This window comes from Brucella tritici, from assembly GCF_008932285.1.
GTDB classification, from domain to species: Bacteria; Pseudomonadota; Alphaproteobacteria; order Rhizobiales; family Rhizobiaceae; genus Brucella; species Brucella tritici.
Map to the genome: position 1 here is coordinate 247336 of NZ_WBVY01000002.1, position 19505 is coordinate 266840.

The window sequence follows — 19505 nt, forward strand, 5'->3', positions numbered from 1 at the left end:
ACCCCATTATGGCCCGTAAAATCATTATCGATACCGATCCCGGTCAGGACGATGCCGTCGCCATTCTTCTGGCCCTGGCAAGCCCGGAGCTCGACATTCTCGGCATCACCGCCGTTGCAGGCAACGGCCCGCTGGCGCGCACCGAAATCAACGCGCGCACGGTCTGCGAAGTAGCGAAAAAGCCCGGCACAAAAGTATTCGCCGGTTCCATTCGTCCTCTGGTGCGCCCGCTCGTGACGGCCGAAAACGTCCATGGCAAAACCGGTCTCGATGGCTACGACCTGCCTACCCCGACTATGCCGCTTCAGACGCAACATGGCGTTGATTTCATCATCGAAACGCTGATGAAGGAAGAGCCCGGCACGGTCACGCTCTGCCCGCTCGGACCGCTGACCAACATCGCATCCGCACTGATCCGCGAGCCGAAGATCGCCGAACGCATCAAGGAAATCGTGCTGATGGGTGGCGGCTATTTCGAGGGTGGCAACATCACGCCATCGGCGGAATTCAACATCTATGTCGATCCGCACGCCGCTGCGGTCGTGTTCAAATCCGGCATCAAGATCACCATGATGCCGCTCGATGTGACACACAAGGTTCTCACCACCGAGAAGCGCATCGCCGCCATTCGCGGCATCGGCACCCATGTTGGCGAAGTAGTCGCCGCATGGCTCGAATTCTTCGAGCGCTATGACGAAGCCAAGTACGGCACCGATGGCGGCCCGCTGCACGACCCGAACGTCATCGCCTATCTCATCAAGCCGGAACTCTATTCCGGACGCGAATGCAATGTGGAAATCGAGATCAATTCGGAACTGACGATCGGCGAAACAGTCGTCGACTGGTGGGAAGTGACCGACCGATCGAAGAACGCGCTCTTCATCAAGGATGTGGATGCAGACGGCTTCTTCAGCCTGCTGACCGAACGTCTCGCAACGCTCTGATTTTTTCTGAGCATGATCTTATCCGATCGTAGCGGGAATAAGAAATCAGTCCAGTGAACTGATTTCTCCGCACAGACGGAGTCCACTTTTCGGGATCATGCGATAAACCACATTTTTGCCACAAAAAAGCCGCGATCGTCTTATTCTCGCGGCTTCTTGGCCATGTTTGACAAGAGGTTTTTGCGCAGTTTTCTGCTCACAATGAGCGAAACTGGCGCAAAATGCCCCGGATCTTCATTCTGCCTTAATTTGCAGAAGTGCCGCCACTTCCTCGGCGGTCGGTGCAGCCGCTCCCGCACCCGCTCTTGTGACCGCGATCGCGCCTGCTGCCGAACCATACCGCACGCAATCATGCAAGGACTGGCCCTGTGAGAACGCGACCGCGAAACCACCATTGAAACTGTCACCAGCGGCAACCGTATCCACCACCTGAACCTTGAACGGCGCGAAGTGCTTCACCTCGTCTGCCGTCACCAGCAATGCACCACGGCTCCCAAGCTTGACGATGACCGTCTTCGGCCCGCGCTCCAGAAGATTGCGCGCGGCGGCTTCCGCCGAAGCAAGATCGGTCGGCTCGATACCGGTAATTTCAGCAGCCTCAGTCTCGTTGGGAGAGATGATGTCGCTGAGCGCAATCAGGTCCGCCATGCGGCTTGCATCGCCGACCGGCGCCGGATCAAGCAACACACTGCCACCTGCCGCACGCGCTGCTTTTGCGACGGCCAGATTGGCTTCATGCGGAACTTCGCGCTGCAACAGCGTAATCTTCGCCTTGGCAATGTCTGCGGCATAGGCATCGATGTCGGCAGCCGACCAGCGCGCATTGGCGCCAGCACAGACTGCAATCGTGTTCTGTCCGGCTTCCTCAACCTGAATGATCGCGATGCCCGTATCGACGCCGTCAATCACGCGCACGCTTCCGGTGTTGAGGCCAAATTCCTGCATCTGCTTCAAGGCCAGTTCGCCGAAGGCATCGTTGCCGACGGCTCCGACGAAGCGAATGTCACCGCCCAGCTTGGCGACCGCAACCGCCTGATTGGCACCCTTGCCACCGAGGCCAATACCATAGCCCGATGCATTCACGGTCTGCCCCGGCCGCGGCAGCGTGGCCATCCGGGCGCTGACATCCACATTCACACTGCCGAAAATAAAAATCTTCAACGGTTTTCTCCATCGCTTTGCTGCCGCACCATAGCTGCGCCGAAGCAAAACTTCCACGCCGGGCTTGTCACCATGCACAGAGAGAAAAAAGCCGCGGATTTCGCCGCGGCTATGCCCCCTTCAGGGCGCTTTCCGAAAACGGGCTGGTGCACCCAAAACTGCGTTCGTCAATGCGGCTCCCCCTTTAAATGCAGTTCCCGCTTCAGCAGTTTTTCAAGCCAGTCGGCAAAGACCTGAAGACGACGGGAAAGATGCTGGCGGTGTGAATATAGAAACGTCATTCGCATCGGCTCGGCGCGCATATTGGTCATTACCTCAATCAGTTCGCCAGCTTCCAGGTGGCGTTTGACATCATAGGCTGGAATCTGAATGAGGCCGAGGCCAGCAAGGCAACAGGCGATATAGGCTTCGGCACTGTTGACGGTGACGCGACTGCGCACTGGAACGGATCGCATTACGTCGGCTTCAACCCATTCCCAAGGCTCGACGCGCCCACTCGACGGCGAGGCATAGTTGACGGCCCAATGCGCGGAAAGATCATAAGGCGTTTCAGGAATACCGTACCGCTCCAGATATGCCGGGCTCGCAACGTTAATCAACGGAAGCTCTCCAAGCGATCGGGCGATCAGCCCGGAATCGGTCAATGGTCCTACGCGCAGAACGCAATCGACACTCTCTTCGACAAGATTGACGGCGCGATCAGCCACCCCGAGATGTATATCGATTTCCGGGTAGGCATCCAGAAACTCGGGCAAGGCTGGCGCAATGATCAGGCGTCCGATGCGACCGGGAACATCGATCCGCAACGTGCCGGAGGGCGTAGCGGTACTCCGAAACAGGTTTTCGGCTTCTTCCATATCAGCAATCAGACTCAGGCAGCGTTCATAGAAGGCAGCGCCATCCTGCGTCGTCGACACGCTTCTGGTGGTCCGGTGGAGGAGCCTCGCCCCGAGGCGTCCCTCCAGCTCGATAACAGCCGCCGAAACGGAGGAGCGCGGCACGCCGAGCGTATCGGCAGCGCGTGTAAAACTCGAACATTCGACGACACGGGCGAAGACACGAAAGAGGTCGATGCGATCCAAGGTAATCCTGCTTCCATTGTCCATCAAATCTGACAGGTGTTGTCAGAATGACCGTCTTTATAATGCCATTCTAGACGATACTCTTCCGACTTGAAAGCGGCTGCATGGCGCAGTCGCGTCGGAAAAGAAGGTGGAAGCCATGACAGACCACAGCATCAAGGGCAGAACCGTTATCATCGCCGGTGGCGCCAAGAATCTCGGCGGACTGATCGCGCGCGATCTTGCGGAACACGGGGCAAAGGCAATCGCAATTCATTATAACAGCGCATCGTCCAAAGCGGATGCGGACGCCACAGTAGCTGCCGTGAGGGCCGCCGGCGCAGAAGCGGTTTCCTTCCAGGCCGATCTCACCACTGCCGGTGCGATGGAGAAACTGTTCGCAGATACGAATGCCGCTATTGGGCGTCCCGATATTGCCATCAACACGGTGGGCAAGGTCTTGAAGAAGCCGATCATTGAAGTTTCGGAAGCCGAATATGACGAAATGACTGCTGTGAATTCCAAGTCAGCCTTCTTCTTCCTGAAAGAAGCAGGGAAACATGTCAACGACAACGGCAAGATTTGTACACTGGTAACCTCGCTGCTCGGCGCCTACACGCCGTTCTATGCAGCCTATGCAGGCACCAAGGCCCCGGTAGAGCATTTCACGCGCGCGGCTTCCAAGGAATTCGGCGAACGCGGCATCTCGGTAACCGCAATCGGTCCCGGCCCGATGGACACGTCATTCTTCTATCCGGCAGAAGGCGAGGACGCGGTGGCCTATCACCGGACTGCAGCAGCACTCTCGAAGTTTTCCAAAACCGGCCTTACCGATATCGAGGACATTGTTCCCTATATCCGCTTCATGGTTTCGGACGGCTGGTGGATGACTGGGCAGACCGTTCTCGTCAATGGTGGCTATACGACCAAGTAAGATCAATGGCGGCCTGCCGATGCAAGGGCAAGCCGCCAACCTGTCACGTCAAACGCCCGATATCCAGGGCTTTCTCCGCGTCTTCATTGAAGACGGCTTATTCGGCCTTCAGGAACTCACCCACTTCCAGCAGGACGAATTCATTGTCATCGACCTTGTCGATGAAACGGCCAGCCGAGAAGGGCAGATTGTTGTCGTTGCCGACCACGATATGCGTGTCGTCCACCCGATCCACATTCTCGATGGTCAGGAACGGCATATCGTAAATGCCTTCATGTCCACCCTGACGGCGCTTGTTTTTCGGGTCGGCAATGGCGAGCAGGTCGATATAGCCGATCTTGCGCACTTCCTTGCCGACATTGCTGTCGTCGAAAGCGATCTTGTAGATACGCTTCACCTTCGACGGCACATCAAAGCAATCGGCCTGCGGCTTCTTCGGATCGGCGCAGGCCTTGTCTGCCGTGCCGACGCCGTTGTCACGCTCGATGACCAGCGCCGTGGTTTCATCCAGCATGTTGAAATCACCAATGGCTTCACCACCTTCCGCCAGCGGATAGAGCCAGGAACGGCCCGTCCACTTCTTGTCGGCAACGCTGAATTCGATAATGCGCAAGCCCGTCTTGCCGCTTTCGGTCTTTTCCGGCGCACCATCGACGAAAAGCGGTCCTTCCAGAAGACCATAAAGCTTCGAGCCGTCCTTCGACATGGCCAGCCCCTCGAAGCCCCCCGAGCGCTTCAGATTGTAGGACGGCAGCTTGAGGCTCGGATTGGCGGGCAGAGCGAGTTTCGGATTATCAGGCGACACCACTTCCGTCTCACCGACAACCGTCGGAATAACGTCGGTCAGCTTGCCGTCCATGTCGAATTTCAACAGGAAGGGCCCGAATTCCTCGCCGACCCAGAAGCCATCCGCAACCGGCTGGATGGATTCCACATCGAAGTCGGCGCCAGTCAGATAGCGCTTTTCAGCGCCTTCCATAACGATGGGAAACGGAGCCTTCTTGTCCGGATCGCTGAGGAACACGGTCTTCACGCGCTCGACCGTTCCCTTGTCCCAGTCGAACTTGACATTGTGCAGCATCAGCATGGCATCCGGCGAATTGAGCTTGGAGCCGAAGCCATTGTCGGACAGTGACCAGAAACTGCCGTCTTCCATGGTCTTGATGCCGGAAAAGCCCTGCACCGGCTGGCCGTCGAACGGCACAGACAGGCCGGTCTTGCGCACGCCGTCCTTGCCTTCAACAGTGCCGATGCCCTCAGCACGCTTGCGGTCGGCGGTGGTGAACTTGCCCGATGTCTTCAGATGTTCAGCCGCATCGTCCGGCGCAGCGATGATGGTGTTCGCGGGCAGGATGGCATGGGCTTTGAGTGTAGCGAGAAAAGCTTTTTCTTCTGCGGAAGCAGGAAAAGCCAATGCGACGGCACCGGCAAGCATGGTCGAGGCGACGAGACGCGATATCATGATAAGTCCCCGTTGGATTTGAAATACAGGGACGGAATTAGGCTGACTTTGTATCGCTGGCTTGACGCTTCCATGAAGCTTTGGCGAAGGCCCCCAGCTTTCACCGGGGGTCAACTGTCTCATCAAGTCATTATACCAGGACGCTGAGATGCTAACGCATCACGCCCTGAAAATGCTCAGTCGCCGCACGGGCTTAACCAAAACTCGATGAGTCAAACTCATCTAGTTTTGGTATTACACCGCGATCTTGCCGCCACCCTGCTTCGTGATTGCCACCACGGCAGGCCGAACCGGCATATCGTCCTTGAAATCCGGCCAGCGGGTGGACAGGTCCTCGTAATAGGACGGACGACCGTGACCGTCCCAATCTTCGCCGCCATCGCCCGGATGCTGCACGGCAACGAAAGCCGTCTCATCATCGGGTGCAAACAGCGGACCGCACATTTCCGCACCCACCGGCACGCGATAGAACAGTTTCGAGGTCGCGCGCGCATCACCTTCCGTATCGACCGCCCAAAGTCCGTCGGTGCGGCCTGTATCCTTGTTGCTGTTGCCATCGGTTGCGACCCAAAGCCGACCGGCACTGTCGACGGCGGCGTTGTCCGGCATACCGAACCAGCCATTGCGTGTCGTGTCGGTGGAGAAGCTGGCACCGACTTCTGCCACGGATGGATCGCCGCATTTCAGCAGCACCTCCCACTTGCCTGTCGTGGCGGCAAAATCCTGACCATCTTCCTCGATCTCGATGATATGGCCAAAGGCATTCTTGGCGCGCGGATTGGCGGCATCCACCTGATCGTCCTTGCGCTTGGTATTGTTGGTGAGCATGACATAAACACGGCCATTGACCGGGTTCGGCTGCACGTCTTCCGGGCGGTCCATCTTGGTCGCGCCGAGAAGATCGCCCGCGCGGCGGGTTTCGATCAGCACATCGGCCTGACTTTTGAAGCCGTTCTGCTCGGTCAGCGGACCCTGACCGAATACCAGCGGCATCCAATCGACCTTGCCATCTTCATGGAATTTGGCCACGTGAAGCGTGCCTTCATCCAGCAGGTCCATATTGGCAGCGCGATCATCCGGGTTGAACTTGCCCGCCGTCACAAACTTGTAGACATAGTCGAAGCGTTCGTCGTCGCCCAGATAGAAGACCACGCGCCCGTCCTTGTTGACGATGGATTCGGCACCCTCATGCTTGAAACGGCCAAGCGCGGTCCGCTTCTTCGGCACGGCGTTCGGATCGGACACATCGACCTCGACGATCCAGCCAAAGCGGTTCGGTTCGTTCGGCTCCTTGGAAACATCGAAACGGTCGTAGAAACGTCCCCATTCGTATGAGCCTTCGGGAATGCCCATGCGCTTGTAATTGGCCGTTTCCGCGTGACCTTCCGGCAGTTCGCCAATGAAATAGCCATGGATGTTTTCCTCGGCCATGATGTAGGTGCCCCAGGGCGTGACGCCGCCTGCACAATTGTTGACCGTGCCGAAAACCTTGGTGCCGGAAGGATCGGCATTGGTCTTGACGCGATCATGACCGGCGGCGGGACCGCTCAGCGCCATCTCGGTATTGGAGGTGATGCGGCGATTGTTTGCACCGTCGAGCACCGGTTGCCACTTGCCGTCCTGCTTGCGGATTTCGACAATCGTGCCGCCATGGGCGGCCATTTCGATATCCACCTGTTCCTTCGAAAGCGGAGCCTGCTCCACCTTGCCGTCAACGATCTTGACGAGGCCGGGGAACATCAGGTGCGGATTGGTATATTCGTGATTGACCACGAGGAAGCCATGTTCCGGCGATTCCTCGATGGCGATATAGCCGACATAATCATTGTTGTAGCCGAACTGACGCGCCTGCGCCTCGGCAGACTGTTTGGTCGGATCGAACTCCGGCGCATCGGCAAAAAGCCTGTCGCCCCAGCGCAAAAGCACATCGGCGTCATAGCCTTCCGCGACATGGTGATGGGCATCCACACCGGCTTCGACTTCCTTGAAGGAAAAGGCCGAACCGGATGCAGCGCGCGCATCACCGGCGCTCAACAGGGCGAGCGGGCTGACCGTTGCCGCAATGGCCGAGACAGCAAGCGATCCACGCAGAAAGCCACGGCGGGAAAAGCGCCGGCTGATGATTTCGCCCATGGTTGGATTATCGGACGGATTGCGCGGATCGGCATCTGCTTCTTCCAACTGGCTGGTCTTGAACAGACTTTGCTGGGAAAGATTCTCTGACATTGCTAGCTCCCTATCGAATTGTGGAGTTGCAAATTAGAAGCACTAGATGACAGCCGGACGACATCGGGCTGTCCAAATTGGATTCCCACATACATCGCGGGCCTGCATGGTTGCGTCTCTGTTGTCCGCTCAGGTTTTGTATGAGGGAAGACGCGCATCGCTGATGCGATAATTATTCAAACTGACAGACCAGCAGCCCAACTCTGCCTACTCTGTCAGTATAATTTCATTCCAGATTTGAGATATATTCGCTCTTCAACAAGTATATAGGTGAAGAATGGCTATTGAAATCTCGTTGAAACCCGGATTCTTGGTCATGAATGGCGATGATCACGAGTATGTTTTGGTGACACTAACCAATAACGGACAAGGTTTTTCCGGAGAGGTAAATATATATTCCGATAGTTCGACAGAGCTTTTAACTGCGCAGTTCGGTATTGACGAAAGCACTGTAGTTACAAAGCCGGATGGCACATATGAAGCTGGCTTCTCATCAGATTATGTTGGGCGATCAAAACCGCCACATAGCGGCCCTCTGCCCACGATGAATGGTACAATTTACTTTCAATACGCTGACGATCATGGCGTCAATACCGCCTGCAATGTCTCTATCGGAGCACTGGACGAATAATATTATGGGTTAATTGCCAAATATCCTCCCAAACCCGGATGTGTCGTCACATCCATCTCATCGTTTGAAACGGAATAGCTGACCCAGTCAAAAAATGTTCTAACCAGCTGTAGAATAATTTTGCCGGTAAATGCGCTTTCCGATAAAACCATCCCGGTTTATCGATTGAGGGGTTGGTTATGACCGACGCGACGGCTGCACGACGCAATATTGTTATCCTGACGATTGCACAGGCACTGGGCGCTTCCAGCCCGCCTATCGTGATTTCGCTTGGCGGTCTGGTAGGCCAGAAACTGTCTTCCGATCCGGCACTCGTCACACTGCCCGTCAGCCTGTTCAATCTCGGCCTTGCGCTTGGCACACTGCCTGCCGCTTTCTTCATGCGCCAGTTCGGACGCCGCAATGCCTATATGCTGGGTGCGCTTGTCGGCGCTGCGGCGGGTGTGATCGCAGCCGCAGGTATTTTTGCCGCCTCCTTCCTCATCTTCTGTCTCGGAACGCTGACTGCCGGTTTCTACGCCTCTTATGTCCAGAGCTATCGCTTTGCCGCGACCGATGCGGCAACGGGCGACATGAAGGCGCGCGCCATCTCATGGGTCATGGTGGGTGGGCTCGTTGCGGCAATCGTCGGGCCACAGCTTGTCATCTGGACACGCGATACCATTCCGGATGCGATGTTTGCAGGCAGTTTCCTCAGTCAGGCTGTTCTCGGGCTTCTCGCCCTCCCCGTCCTTTTCATGCTGCGCGCACCGAAGGTCCGGAAATATCCGAACACCATCCATGATACAGGCCGCCCTCTCGGCGAAATTCTCCGTTCACCGCGCTTCATCCTTTCCGTGGCTGCTGGCGTCTGTTCCTATGCGCTGATGACATTTGTGATGACGGCAGCGCCCATCGCCATGGTCGGCCATGGCCATTCCGTCGATCATGCAGCCCTCGGCATCCAGTGGCATGTGCTCGCCATGTTCGCGCCAAGCTTCTTCACCGGAAAGCTCATCACCCGTTTCGGCAAGGAAAAGATCACCGCACTCGGTCTGGTTTTGATCGCGTTCTCCGCCATCATTGCATTGGGCGGCTTTGATGTGGGCCATTTCTGGGGTGCGCTGATCTTCCTCGGCATCGGCTGGAATTTCGGCTTTATCGGCGCGACCGCCATGGTGACCGACTGCCACACACCGGCGGAACGCGGCAAGGCACAGGGCGCCAATGATTTCATCATGTTCGGCACTGTGGCCTGCGCTTCGTTCTTTGCAGGGTCGCTCTTGCATTCATCGGGCTGGGAAACCATCAACTGGCTGGTCTTCCCGATCGTCGCCCTTGTTCTGGTACCGCTTATTCTGCGCCTGAAGCCGAAAGGGGCTACAGCCGAGGCCTGATCGGCCCGAAACCCTGCTCTTTCATCCAGAGCCTGCCGCCTTCGGACATTGCATCATAAACCGCGCCACCGAGGGCGGCTCCTATATTCGTATGCAAGCCCGCATATGATGCTGCCTCCTCCACCTGTCCGTGCGGAGCGGAAACGGCGATGCAGTCTGTTCCGGTCCCTGTTGCCGCTTTGCCGCCGACATCGAGGCCGAGTTCGATAATAGCGGCGGTGCGGGCCTCGGAAGCAATGGAAATAGCCTCTATATGGGCTGCGACCGACAATGGCTTATCGATGTGAACCAGAAGATTGATCGTTCCAATGGGCATCTTCATCTGCGTGAGTTCCCCCACCCTCCCCGCGTTTGACAGGCCGACAGTGGCAAGGCAGGCAGCATGGGCTTCGCCGGAGCGTGATATTGCAACATGGTGTTTCTGTACTCTGCGCGATGTCATCATCTGGACCGCTTCACCATACCCGGCTTCTGCCAGTCTCTCCTGCAACAAAAGCACCGGGTCCACATCCAGCGTCAGGTCGTCATTGCGTACCTCCAGCCAGGCGACGGAACACGCCGAAACGAACCCCGGACGCGTCAGAGACCAGCTCAGGATGTTTTGCCGGTCTGGAAATTCAGCCGCGAGCACCCGGCCGGAACAATGGATCGTGAAAGGCAGCATGAACCATCTATCGCAGATCGCTGCGGAGTTCGCGACCAGCGCCTTACAGTCGTCCACAGAACTGCCGTGTGCCTTGGCGAGGCGATAAAGCACGGCTTCGTGACTTGGCCACAGTTTCGCAAGAAGATACTTATCTCGGAAAATTGTTTCGCGTGTCACGGAAACGGACAAGCGGTTTGCTCTGGATTGCGACATGATCAACGATCTCACCGATGAGATATTCTGGATATTCACCATCGGGTGCTGCATCCTTTTCATCATGCGCCTTCTTTCGCCTCCCCCGCGTCATAAGGTCGATCAGGCGCAAGACCTGAACACATTACGCTCTCGCCGCCGTTCACGCCGTCGCCGCTTTCAGGCACTGGACTGACACCAGGACCTGGCGGCCGCATCAAGCTTCAAAGCGCTAATCTTTCGCAAGTCCTATAGCCTTAGCCTCAATCGCCGTTGTGAAGCGTCAATGTTAGTGGCCATGTAATCAGTGACATCCCTTAAAAGGGCTGGGGAGCAATCCGCTCTGGTCTGGTTTTCGGAGCATTTTCCGACATAAACTGGATGGCTTGATCTCCTTGAACTTCATGAACGATACGAAACCTAAACAGCCGTTTGGTTTTGTCATGCTGACTGGGCTTTATGGTTAACGATTGTGCCCATTCAGAGCAGCCATAAGCATCGGTCTGATCGAGAATGAGCCATTGGCAGCCTTTTCCGTCAGAATTCGCAAATAACCGCCAGCGGACTGAATTTGCTCATAGCGCTGCAGGATATAAGCGATCACGATGGATGCATTATGCGTTCCCAGCGTCTTCTTTGCGAGATCGTAGAGCTTTCCATCAATGCCGAGGAAGGTGCGTACTTTCTCTGCTGTATTGGCCAAATCCTGCCAATGTCGGATGGAGGATAGGGCATAGGCTGTGATCTCCGGACAGGAGCGAAGCACCATGTCGAGCGAAACTGTGGGTTCAACTGGAGCATTGGCGATTTCATTTACGCGCTGGTCGATAAATTCAGGCGTTGCCCTTTCAAGATGGGAATCTGGATTCGATTCAATTTGCTGCCGCTCATTTTGAGATTCATTGGCGCGCAAATTTTGAACATTTTCATGAAGTTTCAATGCGTTATCGATCTCCGCACGAATGCGCTGCATGGATTCGACCAGAGATGTCAGTTCTTCATGCTCTGCACGACGCGGAATGCTGTCGACGATCAGACGAAAACGATGATGGATGTCCTGCCAGTTACCGGCAAGTTTCTCCTGAGCGGCAAATTCAACAAGCTTGGTGATATCCCGGCGCAACAAGGTCAGGCGTTCGCGCATTTCACGCAAGGCCGTCTTTTCCGCCCTCACCTGCTCTGCAGCCGCTTCCAGTTCACAGGCACGTGCCAGCAGCGGCGTCAGTGAAAAGCCGAATGCAATCTGCACGTCTCCACCCTTGGCGCGACGGGCATAGCGCTTGCCATTCGGGCTGTCCTGTCGAAGGATGAAACCGGCATCGACCAGCGCTGCCAGATGACGGCGCAAGGTTGCATCGGCCATGCCATGGGCGCGCAATGCCAGTTGCTTGTTGGACGGGAACACAATCAGGCTGCTCTGCGCATTCAGTTCCGTTTCCGGATAGAATGACAAAAGCGCCGAAAGAACCGCCAGAGAACGATCATTCAAGCCGAAATGCGTCTTCGCTTCACACAGCCAGCGATGCAGTTGCCATTTATCGGCAACCGCTCCCGGTGCGATCTGCTGTGTGTTCTGTTGACTTGCCAACAAGGCGAGCGTCATCCTTCGACTGCCAAACGGCGTCGAGGCCAATTGAATCTCCATTTTCTTTCACCTTCCACAAGGCAAAAGAAATCCACCCGCCGAAATGACGCTAATTACACTTGACAGTGATTCGTGGATTTGCGATTCTCTAGCTGCTAAACCAATGAGAAGGGCTTCCACACGGCGACGTTTGGGGGCCTTTTTCTTTTGCTGTCTCGTTCCTCTTCCTGAACAGTTTCGACGCAAACACACTTACTATTGAACGCTAGAGCATTTCCTGTTTGTTTGAACGCATCGGAAATGCTCCTTTTCTTTGTCTTGCGCATGTCTTTACCCCGAAACCGGTTCCCAATTTCGAGAGACATGCTCTACACAATCGAACCGCAGCAACCGCCGCTATTCGTTACGCTTACTTACTTCTCCTCGCTCTGGAACGACGCATAAAGCTCATCCAGATTACGAGAAAGCCAATCGGCAAAACGAGGCCCGTTGGCTGCACTGAGCGCCAATGTAGCCGATTTGCCATTCTGTTTGATAACTGCGCTGACGGATTTATCTGAAGCCGTCCAGCTGGTGCCGGGACGCAGAGCCGCCTTGGTAACAGGCTTCTTCTGCTTGCCGCCTTTCAGATAGCCGTATAGCTGCTCGAAACGATCAACGGACGACGCATTTTCAAATGCCGATGTCACCAGGAGCTCTTCCGCAGCGTCCTTTTTGCCCGGAATTTCGATCAGCTTGCGCAGTTCCAGCCAGCGGTCACGACCAATGCCTTTTGCCGGACCGACAGCAAGAAGAATATGCTCCGGAATAGCCTTCGGAATGGTCAGCATCTTTGACAGGGTCTGGTAATCAACCGTCAATGCAGCCTGTATGGCTTCGCGCTCAAAGCCAAGTGCTTCCAGACGCGCGGCAAAGAAAACACGCTCAATGAAGCTCAGATTGGCACGTGCGGAGTTTTCCTGACCCTGGCTCAGGATATGTTCCAGATCGGCGAAGGGCTTGATAACCGCCTTGACCTTAATGCCAAGTTCCCGAGCCACCCGAGCGCGCCGATGACCGAAAACGATCATATAGCGGTCGCTGGTTTCAGGATGCGGACGCACGAGAATAGGGCTGTCCTGACCACGCTCGCGAATGGCTTCCAGAAGCTCCCGATATTCGTCGTCATTGGTTTCAGGCAGACGATCCGCAACAAACGAAACATCCAGATTGCCGGGATCGAGCTCAACAATGGCTTCGCCATCGAGCTTCTGTGCAGCCTGCTTTGCCAGTTCGTCAATCGAAGCTGACAGAGACTTGGCGGCACCGAACCGGCGCGATACGTTTTCAACCGGCTGTGAGGCCTGCTCAGCCGCCGGTTCGTCCCGCATAACGCTTTCGAAGATGTTCTTTCTAGCCATTCTCATGTCCTCAAACCGGTCAGAGACCTGATTTTATTCAATATTCGCCGCTTTAGACGGCAGTCTAACGCCCCCATGCCTCGTGAATGAGGCCGCGAATCTCGGCATTGACCGCTTCCATGGCTTCCATGGCGCGATCATAGGTGCCGCGGTTCATTGATGAACGCTCAACCTCGTAAAGCGTCTGCTTGGTCAGGCCAGCATCCGAAATCGCTGTCGATTTCAGCATCTGGTGCTTCAGCATGTGCGAGGCGAGCATGCTCTGCATGAAGCCGACCATCTGTGCCTGGGGAACGTCGGTCGGCTCGTAACGGGTGATCAGATAGCGGAACCAGTCAAGCTGCACCGCGCCACCTGCCTGACGAACGGTCTTCAGAATGTCGCCGAGCATCAGGAGGAATTGCGACATCGACATGAGATCGAGCATCTGCGGATGAACGGTAATCAGAACGGAAGTTGCTGCAGAGAGTGCCGTCAGCGTCAGATAGCCAAGCTGGGGAGGGCAGTCGATGACGACCACATCATAGTCACCATCCACGTCCGAGAGAGCCTGCGCGATACGGTTCCAGAAAGTCTTGCCCTCGCCGCCATTCTGCATGGCAAGCGGCGTATCATATTCGTACTCCTGAAGCTCCAGCATCGCCGGTATAATATCAAGGCCGGGGAAATTCGTCCGCCGAATGACTTCGCGGATAGACTTCCTTTCGGCATCGTAACGAATGGCTTCGTAGAGTGACGGAAATTCATCGAGTTCCGGCTGAATGCCGTGCAAGGCCGAGAGCGAAGCCTGCGGATCGAGATCGATTGCAAGCACGCGGTGACCGGTCAAGGCCATATGCTGCGCCAGATGCGCAGCCGTGGTGGTCTTGCCGGAGCCGCCCTTGAAGTTGACGACGCCGATGACCTGAAGTTTTTCATTGCCGCGACGGTGCGGAACGTAACGCTTCACCTCGGCGCGACCATTCTGGTCAAGCCACTGACGAAGTTCCTGAATCTGTTCGACGCTATAAGCGCGACGGCCGCCTGTCAGAATGGTCGGCTCGACACCTTTGCCTTCCAGGTGCAATTTCTTGAGATTGCTGGGAGAGACGCCAAGGAAATATGCAGCCTCGGCCATCGAAAACTGGCGCAGCATATTTTTGCGTGCATCCGGCGGAAAGTTTTCGTGACGCAGCAGATTGAGCTTGCGAGAAATCTCGCGCCCTTGCGATAGTATCATGTCGTCAAACGACAAAGCTGCTGCTGGATTTGCGATATTCATTTACTTGAGGTCCCTAGTGACGGCATTGGAACTGATACCGCCTAAATACCGTCATTATGTCCGATTCTTATTCTATCGCAAGAGGCAGCCGAATTAACAAAGAGTTAGCGCCGGGATTGAAATTAAACAAAATTTTATCGATTCGGCTGAAGTGTCTTTATCTAATTGTTTTTTTATGGGTTTTATCGATTTTAGACGGCAGTCTATAAAACAATGATGCCGTCTTTCTCTAAATCTCAACCCGGAAGAGTCTGTTTCCACACGAGAATATAGCCGTTTTATCTGTGAAAGAAGCGTTTAACCGATTCTCTGATGGTGCCGTATCGCGGGCTTCATTCCGAAGCCGAAATGATGGCTGCCGCTGCCTGCATTTGAAACGGTGAGTCTCCGGATTTCTCACCAGTGGTTTGATGGCTAGATTGGCCGGGCGCTGGTCCGCCGAATGCGTGTCCGGCTCTGGCTGGATAAGGGGTCAAGTTCCCGGCCGCTATCATCTGCGTTATGATGCGGGGCTGATATCCGCTTCGGGTCGCCCGATAAGCCGGTTGGCACGGAAGGCGACATGATTTCAGCAAAACTTCGGCAGAGCCAGAATTGAAGTACTTCTTTCATCCAATTGATTGCCGGAAAGAGTTGTGAGGGGCTTCGTACGACCGACGGCGCCAGAAATTATTCTCGTGACCAAACGGAAGGAGTTTGGAAAGAGTGCCAGGAAGTGGGCACATTTTCTCTTTGGGGATAAAAAGAGGAGAGGGTCGTCCGGCGCGGTTCCGTTTCGGCTGCGGAGCTCTTTTGCTTTGCGGTAATTATCCTTAAGGCTTGGATAAATGCACGGCGAGCCTGATTGATTTTCACGGTGATGTCTTTCCGAGGGTAGATTTCTTAACCAAATCAGGGTAGCGTTAGGACATGGAAAAGGTGTGGCCCGCATCTTCAGGGCAGATCGAACACCGACGCCATACACTCCTCCCAGAATTAGAATTTCGACCGTCACCATGACGAAATCTAAAGTCGATTTGACTTTAGTATGCTGGGCATGAAGCATATTTTTCAATATAATAGCTGAGCCGGAATCTATGGACGTCGGGAACTTGCTGCTCTCGATTGAATGCCGGGTTCCCCATATGGACGCTTTGCAGTTTGTGCCCGGAGGCGCTCCGTGGCGTCGGCCCAAAAATCAGAGTCGAGTTCGGGAAAGCACGATGCGGAGATTCAATAAGTTGAAGCGACTTTTGTGCGTCCAGTTGGACGCATGGCGCTCTGGTGGTCTGATTCCGATATTTGCATCCCCCGGATATGAGCGCTGAGCAAATGTCGGAATCAAAGAGACCACTAGTAATCCGATTGAGCCATTGTGCCGATAAATCGCGAGAACAATTCTCCTTGCGAATTGATATGGAGCTTGCCGTATATGTTGCGCCGATGGATGCGCACGGTTCCGCATGATATTCCCAAAGCACGTGCCGTCGCTTCGGCTGAATAGCCCTTCAGAATGTATTCTGTTACCTCCACCTCACGGGCGGTTAAAATCTGACGTCCCAGATCGCAAAATGCATGCTGGATGATCTTTGAAAGATTATCTGTTTCCGCTGGCTGCGGGGCCTGGGTGAATTGCTTTGGCAAATCTGCCCAATTGTGCCGTCCGACCGCACCGATGAACGGAACCAGTTCCCCAAGCTTGCGAAATTCATGTGCCGAAAATGGCTTCGAGGTTCGCATGGCGGAAATGACGATACCGACGTTTGGCTCAATATTGAGCATGAACCCGATCTCTTCGGCCAGTTCCGTCTGGACATAGTAGTTGCGGAAATATTCTCCCTGATAGAAACGGTCGGGTGCCATATCCCGCAGTCGCACGAGGCGGGGATCACCGGTCTGGGACGATTGCAGGTAAAATGGATCGAGGAGATAAGGCCCCTCCTGATAGTCCTCGACCATGACCTTGTGTTTCCATACGGGGAATTCTGAATGCAGGGCGATGGGACGCCGGTTGCCACAATAGGCAAAGGTCACCGTGTGCTCGAAAGGTACTACGTTGCGGATCGCCTCAATCAGCGTTGCTGGAAAATGTGGCTGGTGTAACGCATCGATGACCCGTGCAGATGCCTGCGCCCAGTTCATTGGGAATCTCCGTCTCTATGCCTTTTGTGATATATACAGGTATTGACTAGTTTTATATGTTTTTCCCAAAATAAGGGATATGCCGCTTTAGGCAAAGCTCTCTAGGGGAATATATTTTGATGGTATACGCTACCGAGGCTTCCGCCGGTCGAAGCAGCGACACTGTTGCGGAATTTGTCGGCACCACGAAACGCTATGGTGCCGTACTTGCGGCCAGTCAGCTGAACCTGCAAATCCGGCGAGGGGAGTTTCTTTCCTTTCTCGGACCATCGGGCTGCGGCAAGACAACAGCACTGAGAATGTTAGCCGGATTCGAGCAGCCAAGCGAAGGTGAAATATTGATCGATGGGTCAAAGGTAGGGACCACACCTGCCTACAAACGCCCCGTCAATATGGTATTTCAAAGCTACGCTCTTTTTCCGCACATGACCGTCGCCCAGAATGTGGCTTATGGATTAAGGCAGCGTCGCCCGAGATTGGCAAAATCCGACATCGAGCTTCGGGTCGCAAAAGCGTTGGAAACCGTTCGCCTTGCTGATTTCGGCGGACGACGGATCTGGGAGATGTCGGGTGGCCAGCAACAGCGTGTGGCGCTGGCTCGCGCGATCGTAAACGAGCCCAAAATACTGCTGCTCGACGAACCCATGGCAGCACTTGATGCCAAGCTCCGGACCGAGATGCAGCTCGAGCTTTTGTCGCTGCAACGCAAGCTGGGCATCACTTTCGTTCTCGTCACCCATGATCAGCAGGAAGCATTGTCGATGTCCGACCGCATCTGCATCATGGGGCATGGCCGTATCGCCCAGATAGGGACGCCGCGTGAACTCTATGACCGTCCCGCCAATCGCTATGTTGCCAACTTCGTTGGACGCGCCAACATTCTCGCCGGGAAGGTCGAACATACCGACGGTGACGATGTGGCGGTGAGCCTGGCTTCGGGCCACAAGGTGGTGGTTGAGACAGCTTTTGCTGTGGCACCCGGCGATGTTGTCGACGTCATGATCCGACCTGAAGCGCTGCGCCTGACTATCTCCCCGACGGAGGGGGAGCAGACGATTGAAGTACAGGTTGCCAACAAGATTTTCCTCGGCGAGCACATCGAATTCCTGCTGACGCACCCGGTTCTGGGCCAGTTGCAGGTTCTGGTTCCGAGGCAGGCGGAAAGAGCATTGCCAGGTGTCGAAGTGGGCTCGACCGCGCATCTTGTCTGGGATCGTGGAACAGGCCTGATCCTTGAGCGTGACGAATGAGTTTTGCGAGTTTGGCGTCTGGCGGGCAGCCGTGAGGACAAACCTCAAGCGCCAAATTCGATCTGCTGACAATAAACGGGAGGGATGAAATGACGAAGAATGACAAGCCGGTTTCCCGGCAGACTTTCATGGAAGAACTGCGCCGTTACCAGAAAGGTTCGGTTACACGCCGCCATTTTCTGGGTGTGACCGGATTGGGTGCCGCAACGGCGGTTCTGGCGGGCGCAATACCGGGATTTTTGCCAACACGCTCCTGGGCAGGCGACATTGGTGACCGGGTTTCGATCGCAACATGGCCGAATTATCAGGACCCCGACAATTTGGCGGCCTTCCAGAAAGCGACCGGCGCAGCGGTGCAAGTGAATGTTTTCGGTTCAAACGAGGAAATGTTCGCCAAGCTGCAAGCCGGTGGGGCAGGCTGGGATATTGTGGTCGCTACGAACTACGCTATCAGTACCTATGCCGACAGCAAGATGATCGAGCCACTCGATCTGACAAAAATACCCAACTACAACGCCGAGTCCTTCGAGGCGCGTTTCGCAACGCCCGGCACTGTCGACGGCAAGCTCTACGGTATCCCAAAACTATGGGGCACAACGGGTATGGCCTGGGACAGCAACAAGGCGAAGACACCTTTCACCAGCTGGAAGGATTTTTTCGACCGGACCAAAACCGACTTTTCAGGTCGCACAATTATCCATGACTATCAGCTGACCGCTATCGGAAATGCCCTGAAATATTACGGCTACTCGTTCAATTCCGTCGATCCGAAGGAATTGGCCGATGCAGAGAAACTGCTGATCGAGGTGAAGCCGCATCTCTTTGCCATCACCTCCGACTATCAGCCCTCCATGCGCAACGGCGATGCCTGGCTGACGATGTGCTGGACCGGAGATGCGAAACAGATGAATCGCGATCTGCCGGAAATCCACTACACGCTCGGAAAGGAAGGCGGCGAAATCTGGTCCGATTTCTATACCATTCCGACCAGCGCGCCCAATCGCGAAGGCGCTTACGCCTTGCTGAACTTCCTGCTCGACCCTTCGGTCAATGCGCGCGAGGAACTTTTCCATGGTTATCCGGTGCCCGATGCGCGCGTCGAAGCTCTGGTGCCGGAAGAAATGCGTAATGATCCTATCCTTCATCCGGCGGCGGAACTTCTGTCGACACTGGAGTTCGGGGCGGCGGTCACCTTGACCGATCCAAACCGCGCGGAGCTTATTGCCCGCTTCAAATCGGCATAACGGACGGACAC

At 55.4% G+C, this 19505-nt stretch carries 16 protein-coding genes; 7 read left to right on the plus strand and 9 right to left on the minus strand.

The annotated features are described in order from the left end of the window. Positions 1-8: 8 nt before the first annotated feature. Positions 9-944, plus strand: a complete 936-nt coding sequence (locus F9K94_RS06690; RefSeq protein WP_151644395.1) for a nucleoside hydrolase — start codon at positions 9-11, stop codon at positions 942-944. A gap of 234 nt (positions 945-1178) precedes the next feature. On the opposite strand, the gene rbsK is transcribed toward F9K94_RS06690, so the two are convergent. Together rbsK and F9K94_RS06700 are read right to left on the minus strand one after the other, a co-directional pair. Next, the gene (gene rbsK, locus F9K94_RS06695) at positions 1179-2057 is read right to left on the minus strand and encodes a ribokinase (RefSeq protein ID WP_235920605.1); all 879 of its coding nucleotides are present in this window, start codon (positions 2055-2057) and stop codon (positions 1179-1181) included. 215 nt (positions 2058-2272) lie between these two features. Further along, positions 2273-3187 (minus strand): LysR family transcriptional regulator, encoded by a 915-nt coding sequence (locus F9K94_RS06700; protein WP_151644399.1) that lies wholly within the window; start codon positions 3185-3187, stop codon positions 2273-2275. 139 nt (positions 3188-3326) lie between these two features. On the opposite strand from F9K94_RS06700, the gene F9K94_RS06705 reads away from it, so the two are divergent. Beyond that, positions 3327-4100, plus strand: coding sequence for an SDR family oxidoreductase (locus tag F9K94_RS06705; protein ID WP_151644401.1), 774 nt, complete (start codon positions 3327-3329; stop codon positions 4098-4100). Positions 4101-4197: 97 nt separating this feature from the next. On the opposite strand, the gene F9K94_RS06710 is transcribed toward F9K94_RS06705, so the two are convergent. Beyond that, on the minus strand, positions 4198-5562 hold the full coding sequence (locus F9K94_RS06710; RefSeq protein WP_151644403.1) for an esterase-like activity of phytase family protein: 1365 nt from the start codon (positions 5560-5562) through the stop codon (positions 4198-4200). 234 nt (positions 5563-5796) lie between these two features. Next, positions 5797-7788, minus strand: coding sequence for a PhoX family protein (locus F9K94_RS06715; protein ID WP_151644405.1), 1992 nt, complete (start codon positions 7786-7788; stop codon positions 5797-5799). Positions 7789-8065: 277 nt separating this feature from the next. On the opposite strand from F9K94_RS06715, the gene F9K94_RS06720 reads away from it, so the two are divergent. Both F9K94_RS06720 and F9K94_RS06725 read left to right on the plus strand, forming a co-directional pair. Then, complete coding sequence (locus tag F9K94_RS06720) at positions 8066-8419, plus strand: hypothetical protein (protein WP_151644407.1); 354 nt, start codon at positions 8066-8068, stop codon at positions 8417-8419. 179 nt (positions 8420-8598) lie between these two features. Then, entirely contained in the window at positions 8599-9795 is a 1197-nt protein-coding gene (locus F9K94_RS06725) for an MFS transporter (protein ID WP_151644409.1), read from the plus strand. Here F9K94_RS06725 and F9K94_RS06730 read toward each other — a convergent pair. Continuing rightward, positions 9779-10654: an adenosylcobinamide amidohydrolase gene (locus F9K94_RS06730; protein ID WP_235920576.1), complete on the minus strand. Its 876-nt coding sequence runs from the start codon at positions 10652-10654 to the stop codon at positions 9779-9781. The two genes, F9K94_RS06725 and F9K94_RS06730, sit on opposite strands and share 17 nt — an antisense overlap. Here F9K94_RS06730 and F9K94_RS24395 point away from each other — a divergent pair. After that, complete coding sequence (locus tag F9K94_RS24395; protein WP_192799456.1) at positions 10653-10829, plus strand: hypothetical protein; 177 nt, start codon at positions 10653-10655, stop codon at positions 10827-10829. The genes F9K94_RS06730 and F9K94_RS24395 overlap by 2 nt on opposite strands. Positions 10830-11096: 267 nt before the next feature. On the opposite strand, the gene repC is transcribed toward F9K94_RS24395, so the two are convergent. From repC to F9K94_RS06750, 4 genes are all read right to left on the minus strand, one after another. Next, positions 11097-12278 (minus strand): plasmid replication protein RepC, encoded by a 1182-nt coding sequence (gene repC, locus F9K94_RS06735; RefSeq protein WP_151644411.1) that lies wholly within the window; start codon positions 12276-12278, stop codon positions 11097-11099. Positions 12279-12631: 353 nt separating this feature from the next. After that, entirely contained in the window at positions 12632-13618 is a 987-nt protein-coding gene (gene repB / locus F9K94_RS06740; RefSeq protein WP_151644412.1) for a plasmid partitioning protein RepB, read from the minus strand. 64 nt (positions 13619-13682) lie between these two features. Continuing rightward, positions 13683-14879, minus strand: a complete 1197-nt coding sequence (repA, locus tag F9K94_RS06745; RefSeq protein WP_061347513.1) for a plasmid partitioning protein RepA — start codon at positions 14877-14879, stop codon at positions 13683-13685. Positions 14880-16211: 1332 nt separating this feature from the next. Continuing rightward, positions 16212-17000 (minus strand): response regulator transcription factor, encoded by a 789-nt coding sequence (locus F9K94_RS06750; protein WP_151644414.1) that lies wholly within the window; start codon positions 16998-17000, stop codon positions 16212-16214. Between the two features lie 119 nt (positions 17001-17119). Between F9K94_RS06750 and F9K94_RS06755 the strand changes: the two genes are divergently transcribed. After that, a complete protein-coding gene (locus F9K94_RS06755; protein WP_151644416.1) occupies positions 17120-18250 on the plus strand; it encodes an ABC transporter ATP-binding protein in 1131 nt (376 codons plus the stop codon). An 89-nt stretch (positions 18251-18339) separates the two neighbouring features. Beyond that, complete coding sequence (locus F9K94_RS06760) at positions 18340-19494, plus strand: ABC transporter substrate-binding protein (RefSeq protein ID WP_061347510.1); 1155 nt, start codon at positions 18340-18342, stop codon at positions 19492-19494. Positions 19495-19505: the final 11 nt, after the last annotated feature.